Below are 13,255 nucleotides of genomic sequence, written 5' to 3'. Positions count from 1 at the left end.
CGCAGGCCGTGTGCGTACGGGTCGTACGAACGAGAAAGTGAGCCCGATCCCGTGTCCGCAGTCTCCGACCGGCTTCCCGTCTTCCCCTGGGACAAGCTGGAGCCCTTCAAGGCGACGGCCGCCGCTCATCCGGGTGGCATCGTCGACCTGTCCGTCGGCACCCCGGTCGACCCGGTGCCCGAGCTGATCCAGAAAGCTCTGGTCGCGGCCGCGGACTCGCCGGGCTATCCCACGGTGTGGGGCACGCCCGAACTGCGCGACGCGCTCACCGGCTGGGTCGAGCGGCGGCTCGGCGCACGCGACGTCACCCACCGGCATGTGCTCCCGGTCGTCGGCTCCAAGGAACTCGTCGCCTGGCTCCCCACCCAGCTGGGCCTGGGCCCCGGCGACAAGGTCGCCTACCCGCGCCTCGCCTACCCGACGTACGAGGTCGGCGCGCGCCTGGCCCGCGCGGACTACGTGGTCTACGACGACCCCACGGAGCTGGACCCGACCGATCTGAAGCTCCTGTGGCTGAACTCCCCGTCGAACCCGACGGGCAAGGTCCTCTCCGCCCGGGAACTCACCCGGATCGTCGCGTGGGCCCGCGAGCACGACATCCTGGTGTTCTCCGACGAGTGCTACATCGAGCTGGGCTGGGAGGCCGACCCGGTCTCGGTCCTGCACCCGGACGTCTGCGGCGGCTCGTACGAGGGGATCGTCTCGGTCCACTCGCTGTCGAAGCGCTCGAACCTGGCCGGCTACCGCGCCGCGTTCCTCGCCGGTGACCCCGCGGTCCTCGGCGACCTCCTCCAGATCCGCAAGCACGGCGGCATGATGACGTCCGCGCCGACCCAGGCCGCGGTGGTCGCCGCCCTCGCGGACGACGTCCACGTCCGCGAACAGCGCGAGCGCTACGCGGCCCGCCGCAGCGCCCTGCGCGAGGCACTGCTGCGCCACGGCTTCCGGATCGAACACAGCGAGGCGAGCCTGTACCTCTGGGCCACCCGCGACGAGTCCTGCTGGGACACCGTCGCCCACCTGGCCGAGCTGGGCATTCTCGTCGCGCCGGGCGACTTCTACGGCGAGGCGGGCGAAAAATTCGTCCGCGTGGCCCTGACGGCGACGGACGAGCGGGTGGCGGCGGCGGTAGAGCGCCTGGCGCTCTAGGGAACTGCGCTCCCAGCCCCCACCGGCCCGCACGCCAGGAACCGACACACGCGAAGGGGTCCAGGGAAACTCCCCGGACCCCTTCGCCGTACAGCTACAGCATGTGCACGGCCCCGGCGGCTAGCCGAGCGGCAGCCCCTTCAGCGGCAGCTGCCCCGTCGGCAGACCACCCTTGGCCACCGCGTCCGTCGGAAGTCCGCCACCGGCGGTCTTCGCGGTGTCACCGAGCAGACCCCCGGCCTGTCCCGCCGCGTCCCCGGCCACCTTCTGCGCGGCTGGCGTCGCCGTCCTGGCGACGCTGCCACCGGTCTTGCCCGCGGCCGGGACGGCCTTCTTGAGGGCGTTGCCACCGGTCGTGCCCGCGAGCCCGGTGACGCTCTGTGTCGCACCGTCGACCGTGCTGCCGACGTGCGCCCCGTCCAGAGCGGTCAGCCCGCCGAGGCTGGGGGTGGCCGGGAGTTCGGCCGCCGCGCTGGCGGAGCCGGCCGCACCGACCACGGGCGCCGCTCCCGCTGCGATGAGCAGCGCGGCACGGGCGATCCGGCGGGTCAGGGGGAGGGACATGATGCTCCTTAGACGGAAGAGAACGGTGAAGTGTCCACCCGTGCCCGGGAGTTGACCGACCGGCCGCCGACCGGCTGTCGGGCGACCCGTTGATCGTTCCGGGCTCGGACGCAGTGACTACCGCTCGAAACCCGCGAAGGTTGCGGTGGCCCAATGTAAAGAATTGGCAATGCGTCGCATTATCGGTTGTGGATAAAAACGGGCAAAGCGTGTCCGGTCGGAAAGTCTGCCGAATCCTTACGGCCCTTTGTTTCCAAGGGATCCGGCGCATTCTGAAGTGAGCACGCGAAAACCTGGGCGCAGCGGCACCGCGCCGCGCCGGGCATCCCCCGTACGGGTGAAGCCCCGCACTACTGCGCAGTGACGATGCGGACCTCGGCGGCGGACTGCGTCGTCGTCGAGTCGCCCTTGGCGTCCGCCGCGCGCCACTCGCCTCTTCTTTCCCCGGCCGTCCACTCCCGTCCCGCGTAGGAGACCCGTTGGATGTGCAGCGCCGAGGAGTTGGCCACCGCCCAGTGCGCCAGCTCCCAGCCACGCTGGCGGACGGTGGACCTGCCGGTGGGGTCCTTGCGCACGGGCACGGTCACGGTCCGGCCGGAGACGGCCGGCGAGGGGGAGAGCGACGGGGAGAGCGACGGGGACGCCGTCGGGGTGGCGGCGGAGCCCGCGGTGCTCACATCGGCTCCGGCCTCCTGCAGCACCTCGTGCCCGAAGTCCCGTACGAGCGCGGCGCGCACCGAGTCCGGGCCGCCGACCGGGGTCGCGCCCGGGCCGCCCTCACAGGTCAGCGTGGCCGCCGCGTGGCCGGTCAGGGCCGCGGCCAGCAGCGTCGCGTCCGGCTCGTGCTTCGCGTACGCCTGCGGATAGCCGCTGCGCTGGACGCGCTGCGCGGCGTCGGTGAGCGGCAGCCGCGTATAGCCCGGCACCTTGGCCAGGTGTTCGTAGAACATGCCGGCCGCGTACGTCGGGTCCATGATCTGCTTCGTCGTCCCCCAGCCCTGCGAGGGGCGCTGCTGGAACAGACCGAGCGAGTCACGGTCGCCGTGCTGGATGTTGCGCAGCCCAGACTCCTGGAGCGCGGTCGCGAGCGCGATGGCCACGGCACGCTCGGGCAGCCCGCGAGTGGTGCCGACGGCCGAGATCGTCGCCGCGTTCACCGCCTGCTCCGGGGTGAACTCGTACGACGCGCCATCGCTCTTGCCCGAGACGACTCTGCAGCGTGGCGCACCTGTCCCTGCCGTGAGGTACTGCACCGCGAGGTACCCCGCGAGGGCGAGCAGAACTGTGACGGCCGCCCCGAAACGGAAGAGGCGGCCGCGCCGGACAGGAGTGGGGGACGGCTCTGGCACGCGTACAAGGTACTGGAGGCGACTGTCGGTGAGGTGTGAGCTTGTGGACAACGCAGGTGCGGCAGCGGGCCGGCCACGGGGCATTAGGGTCGAGGGCATGGCCGACACCACCCTTGACCTCACGCTGGACGCCGCCGAGCTCACGGCGCGGCTCGTCGACTTCCCGTCGGAGAGCGGCAACGAGAAGCCGCTCGCGGACGCCATCGAGGCCGCGCTGCGCGCCCTGCCGCATCTGACGGTCGACCGGTACGGCAACAACGTCGTGGCGCGTACGAACCTGGGGCGGCCCGAGCGCGTGATCCTCGCCGGCCACATCGACACGGTCCCCATCGCCGGCAACGTGCCCTCCCGCCTCGACGAGGACGGCGTCCTGTGGGGTTGCGGCACCTGCGACATGAAGTCCGGCGTCGCGGTACAGCTGCGCATCGCGGCCACGGTTCCCGCACCCAACCGCGACCTCACCTTCGTGTTCTACGACAACGAAGAGGTCGCCGCCCACCTCAACGGCCTGAAGCACGTCGCCGAGGCCCACCCCGACTGGCTGGCGGGCGACTTCGCGATCCTCCTGGAACCGACGGACGGCCAGGTGGAGGGCGGCTGCCAGGGCACGCTCAGGGTGTTCCTGAAGACCAAGGGGGAACGCGCCCACTCCGCGCGCGCGTGGATGGGCTCCAACGCGATCCACGCGGCGGCCCCGATCCTCGCCAAGCTCGCCGCCTACGAGCCGCGCACGCCGGTCGTGGACGGACTCCAGTTCCACGAAGGCCTCAACGCCGTCCGGGTCGAGGGGGGCGTGGCCACCAACGTCATCCCCGACGTCTGCACCGTCGTCGTCAACTTCCGCTACGCGCCCGACCGCAGCGAGGCGGAGGCCGAGGCTTTCGTCCGCGACTTCTTCGCCGACTGCGACATCGACGAGTTCATCGTCGACGACCACTCCGGCGGGGCCCGGCCCGGCCTGACCCACCCGGCCGCCGCGGCCTTCCTGGCGGCCGTCGGCGCAGAGGCCCGCCCCAAGTTCGGCTGGACGGACGTCGCCCGCTTCAGCGCGCTCGGTGTGCCCGCGGTGAACTACGGGCCCGGCGCGCCGCTCCTCGCCCACAAGGTGGACGAGCGGGTGCGGGCGTCGGAGATCCCGGAGGCGGAGGAACGCCTGCGGGCCTGGCTGACGTCCTGAGGCGGACCCGAACCGCCCTGGCGCACGGCAGACATACGCATGTCCCCCCTCCGTAACCCGCGTAGATCTAGGCTGGGGCTGAACCACTTGCAAGCGGAGGGAGCGCACATGGCTACTGGCAACCCCGAGGGCAAGAAGCAGCCACCGGAGGAGCAGCGACTGGGGCCGGTGCTGCGCAGGCGGGACCAGGTCCAGGCGAGCACCACGGACCAGCGGTTGCTGGACGCGGGCGGCCCCTCCGACTGGGTGCACACGGACCCCTGGCGGGTTCTGCGCATCCAGTCGGAATTCATCGAAGGCTTCGGCACGCTCGCCGAACTCCCGCCCGCGATCAGCGTCTTCGGCTCCGCCCGGACGCCGGTGGACTCGCCCGAGTACGAGGCGGGAGTCGCCCTCGGCCGCGGCCTGGTCGAAGCGGGTTTCGCCGTCATCACCGGTGGCGGCCCCGGGGCCATGGAGGCTGCCAACAAGGGCGCCTGCGAGGCCAGGGGCATCTCCGTCGGCCTCGGGATCGAGCTCCCCTTCGAACAGGGCCTCAACCCCTACGTCGACATCGGCCTCAACTTCCGGTACTTCTTCGTCCGCAAGATGATGTTCGTCAAGTACGCCCAGGGCTTCGTGGTCCTGCCCGGCGGCCTCGGCACCCTCGACGAACTCTTCGAGGCCCTCACCCTGGTCCAGACCCAGAAGGTGACCCGCTTCCCGATCGTCCTCTTCGGCACGGCGTACTGGGGCGGTCTCGTCGACTGGCTCAAGAACACCCTGATCGCCCAGGGCAAGGCCTCCGAAAAGGACCTCCTCCTGTTCCACCTCACGGACGAGGTGGAAGAGGCGGTCGCCCTGGTCTCGAAGGAGGCGGGCCGCTAGCGGCCCGGGGTTCCCCGCGCGCCTGACGGCTTTCAGCCCGCCCGGCGTTCGAGGACGAGGTAGGTCACGCCAGACCCCGGCGGGCCACCGTCGGAGGGCGGTGGCCCGCGATCGACGCCACCATGTCCAGGACCTGACGGGTCTCGGCGACCTCGTGGACGCGATACACCTGCGCCCCCAGCCACGCCGACACCGCCGTCGTGGCCAGCGTCCCCACCACCCGCTCCTTCACCGGCTTGTCGAGCGTCTCCCCGACGAAGTCCTTGTTGGAGAGGGACACAAGCACGGGCCACCCCGTCTCCACCATCTCGCCCAGCCGCCGGGTCGCCTCCAGGCTGTGCCGCGTGTTCTTCCCGAAGTCGTGCCCGGGGTCGATCAGCACGGACTCCCGGGGCACGCCCAGGGACACCGCCCGCTCGGCCAGTCCCACGGTCACCCGCAGGATGTCGGCCATGACGTCGTCGTAGGCGATCCGATGCGGCCGCGTACGAGGCTCGGCGCCCCCGGCATGGGTGCACACCAGCCCCACCCCGTAGCGCGCGGCCACCTCCGCGAGCCGGGGATCCACGCCACCCCACGCGTCGTTGAGCAGATCCGCCCCCGCTTCGCAGACCGCCTCCCCGACCTCGTGCCGCCAGGTGTCGACGCTGATGATCACGTCCGGGAACCGCCGCCGCACCTCGGCGACGAAACCGACCGTACGGCGCGCCTCCTCCTCGGCGGTCACCTCTTCCCCGGGCCCGGCCTTGACCCCGCCGACGTCGATGATGGCGGCGCCCTCGGCCACCGCCTGTTCCACGCGGGCGAGCGCGGGCTCGTCGCGGAAGGTGGCTCCCTGGTCGTAGAAGGAGTCCGGGGTCCGGTTCACGATGGCCATGATCACCGGCTCGTGCGGGTCGAATTCGTGCCTGCCCAGCCTGAGCATCCCCCGTGACCTCTCCTAGTAAGTCCGGCTGCTTAGCCGCCTGCGACCTTAACTGCCAGACTCGCATGGCACGATCGGACCCTGACACTTTCAGCGCCGGACGGCTTCGGCACTCGTCAGACATTTTCAATAGCTTCAGTACTTTCGCGCCGGCGCCCAACGCGTCGGCACCAGAGCGTGGGGACCTCAGCGATGTTCATGTTCTTGTTCCTGGTCGTCGCGCTCGCCGTCGTGGTCGCCGCGGTGACACTGTCCGTGGTGGGCGGCGGCGAGAGCGCCCCCCTTCCCGACGCCGAGCCCGATCGGCTGGTGGACCCGCTGCCGCAGGACCGGCCGGTGAACCGCGCGGACGTGGAGTCCGTGCGCTTCCCGCTCGCCGCCCGTGGCTACCGCATGGCGGACGTGGACGACGCCCTCGGCCGGCTCGGTGCCGAGCTCGCCGAGCGTGACGCCCGGATCGCCGACCTGGAGGCCGCGCTGGCCGGCGCCCGCGCCATCGCGACCACGTCGCTGCGCAAGCCGGCCGAGGGGGAGCAGCAGTGAGTGACGCGCTCGCCGGGCGCGACGGCGCGCTGCGCTGCCCGTGGGCCCTGTCCACCGAGGACTACGTCTCGTACCACGACGAGGAGTGGGGCCGCCCGGTCCACGGCGACGACGCGCTGTACGAGCGGCTCTGCCTGGAGGCCTTCCAGTCGGGGCTGTCCTGGATCACCATCCTGCGCCGCAGGGAGGGTTTCCGGTCCGCCTTCGCCGACTTCAAGATCGCCTCGGTGGCCGCGTTCACGGACGCCGACAAGGAGCGCCTCCTCGGCGACGCGGGCATCATCCGCAACCGCGCCAAGATCGAGGCGACCGTCGCCAACGCGCGTGTGCTGGCCGACTGGGCGCCGGGCGAGCTGGACGAGCTGGTCTGGTCCTTCGCCCCCGACCCGGCCACCCGCCCGGCGCCGAAGCGGCTGGCCGACGTCCCGGCCGTCACCGACGAGTCGACGGCCCTCTCCAAGACCCTCAAGAAGCGCGGCATCCGCTTCGTGGGCCCGACCACGGCCTACGCGCTCATGCAGGCCTGCGGGCTGGTGAACGACCACTTGGAGGATTGCGCGGCCAGGAGCGCCCCCTGAGGGGCGCGGGGAACTGCGCGACCAGCCACAGACGGCCCGCAGTTCCCGTACGGACCTCCGCCCGCCGAATCCAGCGAAGCGTTACCGCCCCAAGTACTTCGGCTTCTCCTTGTTGACGAACGCCTGCACCGCGATCACATGGTCCTCGGACGCCCCCGCTCGCGCCTGCAGCTCGTCCTCCTTCTCAAGGGTCTCGTCCAAGGAGTGGGTGAGCCCATAGGCCACGGCCTCCTTCAGCGCCGCATACGCGACCGTCGGCCCCGCCGCCAGCGCCCGCGCCACCTTCTCGGCCTCGCCGCGCAGCTCGGACGCCGGGACGAGCCGGTTGGCGATCCCCAGTTCGTAGGCCTCCTGCGCGGTGATGCTGCGCGGGAAGAGAAGCAGATCGGCCGCGCGGCCCGGGCCGATCACCCGCGGCAGGGTCCACGACATGCCCGAGTCGGCGGTCAGCGCGACCCTGGCGAAGGACGTGTTGAAGGCGGCGGTGTCGGCGACGATCCGGTAGTCCGCGCAGAGGGCGAAGCCGAACCCGGCTCCCGCGGCGACGCCGTTCACCGCGGCCACCACGGGCTTCGGGGCGCCGGTGAGTGCGCGCACGATCGGGTTGTAGTGATCGCGCACGGTGGTCATCGTGTGCCGCGACCCCGACTCCTTGTCGGCGGCCAGCAGCCCGATGTGCTCCTTGAGGTCCTGCCCGACGCAGAACGCGCGGTCACCGGCGGCGGTGAGCAGGATCGCCCGCACGCCGTCGTCCGCCGCGGCGGCCTGCGCGGCGTCCCGGAGGGCGACCTTGGTCTCTGTGTTCATCGCGTTCATCGCCTCGGGGCGGTTCAGCGTGATCGTCGCGAGTCCGTCGCTCACCTCGTAGAGCACGGTGTCGGCCATGGTGGGTCCCCTCCGGTGTCGCGGCTCCGACGTACCGGCCGGTACGTCCTGGGTACGAGGACAGCATGGCGGAGATCACGGTCCGGGGCGTGGAGTGGACATGTGACCTGCGTCAAAGAATTCCGCGCCGTGGAAGTCGATGCGGCGGCGCAGTATCGCAGCCACATCGCCGAATTGAGTGGTTTTGCTCAAGCGCGTTGCGCAAGCGATGCCGACTGATGTTGGTCATCGGGTCCTGAGATGCGGGATAATGGCCTGGAAGCAATGTGTTCGATGCCGGTGACGTGTGTCCTATGAGGGGACGTGCGTGCCCTTCAAGGGGCCGTCGGCGACGATGAGCTGGTTTCAGGAAGGGGAACGAGCATGGCGGCCATGAAGCCGCGGACGGGCGATGGCCCGCTCGAGGTGACCAAGGAGGGGCGGGGCATCGTCATGCGCGTTCCGCTCGAAGGCGGCGGTCGACTCGTCGTCGAGCTGACCCCTGACGAGGCTGACGCGCTCGGCGACGCCCTCAAGAAGGTCGTCGGCTGACGCGGAACGCGACCATACCTTTTCAGCTGCCCCGGCATCGTATTCGGTGCCGGGGCGGTGGTTTTCCCGGGGTGCGTCAGCGTCGCACGCCATGTATATCGATGCAGGTCAGAGATGTATTCCAGGTGCGGGCCGAGCGTGCGGTCAGCGCTTGACCCCGCACAGCAACCCGTCGCCCACCGGCAGCAGCGAGGGCACCAGGTCCTGGCTCTCACGCACCGCGCGCAGCAGTTCGCGCAGCCGGCCGACCTCGGCGGGCTGCGGTCCCGATTCGACCGTGCGGCCGTCCGCGAAGACACCCTCGAAGACGACCAGCCCGCCCGGGCGCAGCAGGCGCAACGATTCAGCGAGGTAGTCCAGGCACTCCAGACGATCGCCGTCGCAGAAGACGAGGTCGTAGCCGGCGTCCGCGAGCCGCGGCAGGACGTCCAGCGCGCGGCCCGGGATGAAGCGGGCGCGGTTGCTGGCGAAGCCGGCCGCGCGGAAGGCCTGCCGGGCGAACTGCTGGCGGTCCGGTTCCGGATCGACGGTGGTCAGTACCCCGTCCGGCCGCATGCCGTGCAGCAGATGAATTCCGGAGACGCCGGTCCCGGTCCCGATCTCCGCCACCGCTTTCGCGTCCACGGTGGCGGCGAGCAACCGCAGCGCGGCGCCCGTGCCGGGCGACACCGGGCGCAGCCCTGCCTCGTGGGCCCGGTCGCGGGCCCAGTGCAGCGCTTCGTCCTCGGCGACAAAGGCGTCGGCGAACGCCCAGCTCGTCTGCCGGTTGCCGGTAATGACCCTCTCCCTGTCCCCGTGATTGCCTGGGCGTGACTGTATCCGTTGGTGCCGGGAACCCGCAGATGGGACCAGGCGTTTAGAGGGGTGCGGAAACAGAGCGGGGGAAAGTCGATGGATCGGTACGTGGAACGGGGTGTGGAGCGGGGTGGCGATCACGTGCTGACGCGGCCATATGAGCGCGTATCAAATTCGCGTAAAACCGCTTATCCGGAGCTAACGGGCGAGGTGGCTATGGTAGGGGCTCCGCTGGACACCACCAGAGCCGACAGGGGAGGTGCGGCTGCGCCTGTGGATCGGGGCGGGGTGCTGCGGCGCCTCCTCAGATCGACGGGTGAGCCGAAATCCGTGACCGACATCGCTGACAAGTTCCATGCTGCTGCCCCAGCGCAGACCGCGACGTTCACCACCGACGCGGAGCCGCAGGCGTGGACTCCGCCCACCTGGGAGGAGATCGTCAGCACGCACAGCGGCCGGGTCTACCGGCTCGCCTACCGCCTGACGGGCAACCAGCACGACGCCGAGGACCTCACCCAGGAGGTCTTCGTCCGCGTCTTCCGCTCCCTGTCGACCTACACCCCCGGCACCTTCGAGGGCTGGCTGCACCGCATCACCACGAACCTCTTCCTCGACATGGTGCGCCGCAAGCAGCGTATCCGCTTCGACGCCCTCGGTGACGACGCGGCCGAGCGCCTGCCCAGCCGCGAGCCCTCCCCGCAGCAGGTCTTCAACGACGCGCACTTCGACGCGGACGTCCAGCAGGCGCTGGACACGCTCGCGCCCGAGTTCCGCGCCGCGGTCGTCCTGTGCGACATCGAGGGACTCTCCTACGAGGAGATCGCCGCGACCCTGGGCGTCAAGCTCGGTACGGTCCGCAGCCGGATCCACCGTGGCCGTTCGCAGCTGCGCAAGGCCCTCGCGCACCGGTCTCCCGAGGCCCGTGCCGAGCGCCGCGGCTTCGCGATCACGGGAGTTCCCGCGCTGGGAGGAGGGGGCGCGACCGCGTGAGTGGATCCCGGCCCAACCCTACGGAGCGGCGTGTAGCCGACCAGCATCTTGGGGACCGACTCTCCGCCCTGGTGGACGGGGAGCTCGGTCACGAGTCGCGCGAGCGCGTCCTGGCCCACCTCGTCACCTGTGCGAAGTGCAAGGCCGAGGCGGACGCCCAGCGCCGACTGAAGAACGTGTTCGCGGAAGTCGCCCCTCCGCCCCCCTCCGAGAGCTTCCTGGCCCGTCTCCAGGGACTTCCCGGGGGAGGTGACTTCGACGGCGGTGACGGCTCACCGTTCGGCGGGGGCGGATTCGGCGGAAGACTCCCCTCCGGCCCCCCGGTGACCGGCGTCTTCGGAGTGCGCGGAGAGCCCTTCGGGTACGTGCCCGCGGCGCCGCACGGCGACGTGCTGCCCCCCGCCTCCGGACGCGGTTTCCGCATTCATGACGTCAGCCGTCACGAGACCGACAGATCGGCCTCGCGCGGGCTGCGCTTCGCGGTCGCCGCGGCCGGTGCGGTGTCGCTGGCCGCGGTCGCGCTCGGCGGGGTGTCGACCGGAGTGCCGGCCGACACCACGGACGCGCGCGGCGGCTCCGGCGGAAGCAATGTGACACCGATGCGTACGCCGGGCTCGGGGGCCGCGACGGCTCCCGAGACTCAGCGCCGCCGCTCCGACGGGCCGCTGCTCGCCCAGGGCGAGCGTTCGCTCGGCGCGGCGCCCGCGGTACCGACCTCGGTGTCCGCGCCTCTGCTCCCCGGAGTCCCCGCTCCGGCGACCCGGGCAGACGACGTCATGCACACGCTGACCACCCCCGTGGTGGCCGGTGCCGCCGCGATGTCCCCGCTCATACATCCGCTCACCGAGGCCCAGCCGATCGCGCGGACCTCCTGGTCGACGCCGCCCGGCCTCACGACTCCGGACCTGCTCGCCGCCCCGGTCATCACCTCGCCCCCCTCCTCCTCCCCGTCCCCCTCCTCCCGTACCGCCCACTGACCGGCCCTCTGCGCCCCGGCCCCGGAACCTGGTTGAATCCCAGGGTGGACCGCGTCCGCCGGAGGGATTCCCGGACGCGGAGTCGGCAATCTGCGGTGACCGTCGGCGTGGTGTGCCGCGGGCCAGGTGTGGGGAGAGCATGAACGAGGGGAAGCCCACGAAGGCGAAGTGGTGGAGTCGGCCCCGCCCGGTTCCTCCGGGGGCCGGCGCGGTGGGTCCGGTCGAGGGCGTCTTCGGGTCCGACGGGGACTACGAACTGGACCGGCCGTCGACGGCCGCGGCCTCGTCGGGTGCCGCCTCGTCGGACGCCGTCTGGTCGGGCACGGTCGCTCCCGACGTCGCCCCATCAGGGTCCATTGCCGGGAGCGACACCGGCGACGGTGACTTCGAGTTGGCGCGTCCCGCGGCGGTTCTTCAAGAGAGCGTGCCGGGTGCGGAGGCGTCCGCGGCCGGTGGTCCTGCCGACGTGGTGCCCGCAGGCCAGGCCCCGGTCGCCGCCGTACCGGCGCAGCAGGCCTCCGTGGACCGTCCCCGGCCCCTGCATGACCCCGACCCCTACAGCACCCCGCCCTACGGCGAGCCGGGCCCCTGGGCGCCCGCCCCGCCCGTCCAGCACCCGGCGGCGACCTCCGCGCACGGCACCGCGATGCCTCCGGGCCCGCCCCCGGCCCCGTACACGGGCACCCACCACCCCGCGCCCACCCCGTGGCAGAACTACGACCCCTGGGCCGCACCCGGACCGCTCCAGCAGACCGGGGCGGCTGTCGAGACGAGGACTCAACGACGTAAGCGGGCGAAGAAGGCGCTGGCTCTCGGGGCCGTGCTGCTCGCCGTCGTCTGCGGAGGCGTCGGCGGCGCCGTAGGGGCCTATCTGGAGCGCAACGGCGGGGTCGGTGACATCACGCTGCCGCAAGCCGCCGAGGAGCCGTCCGGGCGGGCCCCGGACAGCGTGGCCGGGATAGCGGCCCGCGCGCTGCCCAGCGTGGTCACCCTGCATGTGCGCGGGGGCGGCGAAGAGGACACCGGCACCGGGTTCGTGCTCGACACCCGGGGTCACATCCTCACCAACAACCACGTGGTCCAGCCGGCTGGCAGCGGCGGCGAGATAACCGTGACGTTCAGCGGCGGCCAGAGCGCCAAGGCGACCGTCGTCGGGCACGACAGTGGCTACGACCTCGCCGTGGTCAAGGTGTCGGGGGTCGGTGGGCTCCGGCCGATGCCCCTGGGCAACTCCGACAGCGTCCAGGTGGGCGACCCCGTCGTCGCCATCGGCGCGCCCTTCGACCTCGCCAACACCGTCACCTCCGGGATCATCAGCGCCAAGGAGCGGCCCATCACGGCGGGCGGCGAGAAGGGCGACGGGAGCGACGTCTCGTACGTCGACGCGCTGCAGACCGACGCGCCCATCAACCCCGGCAACTCCGGCGGCCCCCTCCTCGACTCCCGGGCCCGCGTCATCGGCATCAACAGCGCCATCCGCTCCGCCGACAGCGGCACCGACCTCCAGGGCGGTCAGGCCGGTTCCATCGGGCTGGGCTTCGCCATCCCCGTCAACCAGGCCAAGCGCGTCGCCGAGGAGCTGATCAACACCGGCAGGGCGACCCACCCGGTGATCGGGGTCATGCTCGACATGGACTACACGGGTGACGGCGCCCGGGTCGGGACGAAGGCCGGCGGCGGCGCGCCGGTCACCGCGGACGGCCCCGGGGCCAAGGCGGGCATCAAGGCCGGCGACGTCATCACCGAGGTCGACGGACAGCCCGTCCACTCCGGCGAGGAGCTGATCGTGAAGACCCGCGCCCACCGTCCTGGCGACCGGCTCCGGCTGACCCTCAGGCGGGGCGGCTCACAGCGGACCGTCACCCTGGTCCTCGGCTCCGCGAACGGCGGCTGATCTTTATGGACAGCAACTGACATGAACTTCA

The 13,255-nt window shown here is 71.5% G+C and carries 14 protein-coding genes; 9 read left to right on the top strand and 5 right to left on the bottom strand.

Translation table 11 applies throughout. The features are described from left to right. Window positions 1–51: 51 nt before the first annotated feature. Window positions 52–1,149: a bifunctional succinyldiaminopimelate transaminase/glutamate-prephenate aminotransferase gene (locus OG819_RS06700; RefSeq protein WP_266628297.1), complete on the top strand. Its 1,098-nt coding sequence runs from the start codon at window positions 52–54 to the stop codon at window positions 1,147–1,149. Between the two features lie 120 nt (window positions 1,150–1,269). Here OG819_RS06700 and OG819_RS06695 read toward each other — a convergent pair whose 3' ends face one another. Together OG819_RS06695 and OG819_RS06690 are read right to left on the bottom strand one after the other, a co-directional pair. Beyond that, window positions 1,270–1,713: an ATP-binding protein gene (locus OG819_RS06695; RefSeq protein WP_266436279.1), complete on the bottom strand. Its 444-nt coding sequence runs from the start codon at window positions 1,711–1,713 to the stop codon at window positions 1,270–1,272. Between the two features lie 350 nt (window positions 1,714–2,063). Further along, window positions 2,064–3,062 carry a heavy metal transporter gene (locus tag OG819_RS06690; protein ID WP_266628299.1) on the bottom strand — a complete coding sequence of 333 codons (999 nt, stop codon included), beginning with the start codon at window positions 3,060–3,062 and terminating at the stop codon, window positions 2,064–2,066. Between the two features lie 97 nt (window positions 3,063–3,159). On the opposite strand from OG819_RS06690, the gene dapE reads away from it, so the two are divergent. Continuing rightward, window positions 3,160–4,239 (top strand): succinyl-diaminopimelate desuccinylase, encoded by a 1,080-nt coding sequence (gene dapE / locus OG819_RS06685; protein WP_266628301.1) that lies wholly within the window; start codon window positions 3,160–3,162, stop codon window positions 4,237–4,239. 108 nt (window positions 4,240–4,347) lie between these two features. Next, window positions 4,348–5,106, top strand: a complete 759-nt coding sequence (locus OG819_RS06680; RefSeq protein WP_266628303.1) for a TIGR00730 family Rossman fold protein — start codon at window positions 4,348–4,350, stop codon at window positions 5,104–5,106. Window positions 5,107–5,170: 64 nt separating this feature from the next. Here the strand turns inward: OG819_RS06680 and folP are convergent, their stop codons facing one another. Next, the gene (gene folP / locus OG819_RS06675) at window positions 5,171–6,031 is read right to left on the bottom strand and encodes a dihydropteroate synthase (protein ID WP_266585541.1); all 861 of its coding nucleotides are present in this window, start codon (window positions 6,029–6,031) and stop codon (window positions 5,171–5,173) included. 192 nt (window positions 6,032–6,223) lie between these two features. Here folP and OG819_RS06670 point away from each other — a divergent pair, with 192 nt between their 5' ends. Continuing rightward, window positions 6,224–6,574, top strand: coding sequence for a DivIVA domain-containing protein (locus OG819_RS06670; RefSeq protein WP_266648440.1), 351 nt, complete (start codon window positions 6,224–6,226; stop codon window positions 6,572–6,574). Further along, window positions 6,571–7,152 carry a DNA-3-methyladenine glycosylase I gene (locus OG819_RS06665; RefSeq protein WP_323139327.1) on the top strand — a complete coding sequence of 194 codons (582 nt, stop codon included), beginning with the start codon at window positions 6,571–6,573 and terminating at the stop codon, window positions 7,150–7,152. The genes OG819_RS06670 and OG819_RS06665 overlap by 4 nt, the downstream gene beginning before the upstream one ends. A gap of 81 nt (window positions 7,153–7,233) precedes the next feature. Here the strand turns inward: OG819_RS06665 and OG819_RS06660 are convergent, their stop codons facing one another. Beyond that, a complete protein-coding gene (locus tag OG819_RS06660; protein WP_266628307.1) occupies window positions 7,234–8,037 on the bottom strand; it encodes an enoyl-CoA hydratase/isomerase family protein in 804 nt (267 codons plus the stop codon). A 363-nt stretch (window positions 8,038–8,400) separates the two neighbouring features. On the opposite strand from OG819_RS06660, the gene OG819_RS06655 reads away from it, so the two are divergent. After that, complete coding sequence (locus OG819_RS06655) at window positions 8,401–8,568, top strand: DUF3117 domain-containing protein (RefSeq protein ID WP_003966491.1); 168 nt, start codon at window positions 8,401–8,403, stop codon at window positions 8,566–8,568. A gap of 144 nt (window positions 8,569–8,712) precedes the next feature. Here the strand turns inward: OG819_RS06655 and OG819_RS06650 are convergent, their stop codons facing one another. Further along, window positions 8,713–9,237 carry an O-methyltransferase gene (locus tag OG819_RS06650; RefSeq protein ID WP_054228219.1) on the bottom strand — a complete coding sequence of 175 codons (525 nt, stop codon included), beginning with the start codon at window positions 9,235–9,237 and terminating at the stop codon, window positions 8,713–8,715. Window positions 9,238–9,651: 414 nt separating this feature from the next. On the opposite strand from OG819_RS06650, the gene sigE reads away from it, so the two are divergent. From sigE to OG819_RS06635, 3 genes are all read left to right on the top strand, one after another. Then, window positions 9,652–10,353, top strand: coding sequence for an RNA polymerase sigma factor SigE (gene sigE, locus OG819_RS06645; protein ID WP_266436264.1), 702 nt, complete (start codon window positions 9,652–9,654; stop codon window positions 10,351–10,353). Next, entirely contained in the window at window positions 10,350–11,330 is a 981-nt protein-coding gene (locus OG819_RS06640) for an anti-sigma factor (RefSeq protein WP_266648438.1), read from the top strand. The genes sigE and OG819_RS06640 overlap by 4 nt, the downstream gene beginning before the upstream one ends. Window positions 11,331–11,469: 139 nt before the next feature. Then, complete coding sequence (locus OG819_RS06635; RefSeq protein WP_266648437.1) at window positions 11,470–13,224, top strand: trypsin-like peptidase domain-containing protein; 1,755 nt, start codon at window positions 11,470–11,472, stop codon at window positions 13,222–13,224. Window positions 13,225–13,255 lie beyond the last annotated feature (31 nt).

Source organism: Streptomyces sp. NBC_01549 (assembly GCF_026339955.1).
Classification (GTDB): domain Bacteria; phylum Actinomycetota; class Actinomycetes; order Streptomycetales; family Streptomycetaceae; genus Streptomyces.
Note: the sequence above shows the minus strand (reverse complement) of the source record. Positions and strands in the feature narration are given on the sequence as shown.

Coding starts and splice junctions, on each gene's coding strand:
- OG819_RS06695 (WP_266436279.1), bottom strand. CDS start 1,713: ATGTCCCTCCCCCTGACCCGCCGGATCGCCCGTGCCGCGCTGCTCATC.
- dapE (WP_266628301.1), top strand. CDS start 3,160: ATGGCCGACACCACCCTTGACCTCACGCTGGACGCCGCCGAGCTCACG.
- OG819_RS06680 (WP_266628303.1), top strand. CDS start 4,348: ATGGCTACTGGCAACCCCGAGGGCAAGAAGCAGCCACCGGAGGAGCAG.
- folP (WP_266585541.1), bottom strand. CDS start 6,031: ATGCTCAGGCTGGGCAGGCACGAATTCGACCCGCACGAGCCGGTGATC.
- OG819_RS06670 (WP_266648440.1), top strand. CDS start 6,224: ATGTTCATGTTCTTGTTCCTGGTCGTCGCGCTCGCCGTCGTGGTCGCC.
- OG819_RS06660 (WP_266628307.1), bottom strand. CDS start 8,037: ATGGCCGACACCGTGCTCTACGAGGTGAGCGACGGACTCGCGACGATC.
- OG819_RS06655 (WP_003966491.1), top strand. CDS start 8,401: ATGGCGGCCATGAAGCCGCGGACGGGCGATGGCCCGCTCGAGGTGACC.
- OG819_RS06635 (WP_266648437.1), top strand. CDS start 11,470: ATGAACGAGGGGAAGCCCACGAAGGCGAAGTGGTGGAGTCGGCCCCGC.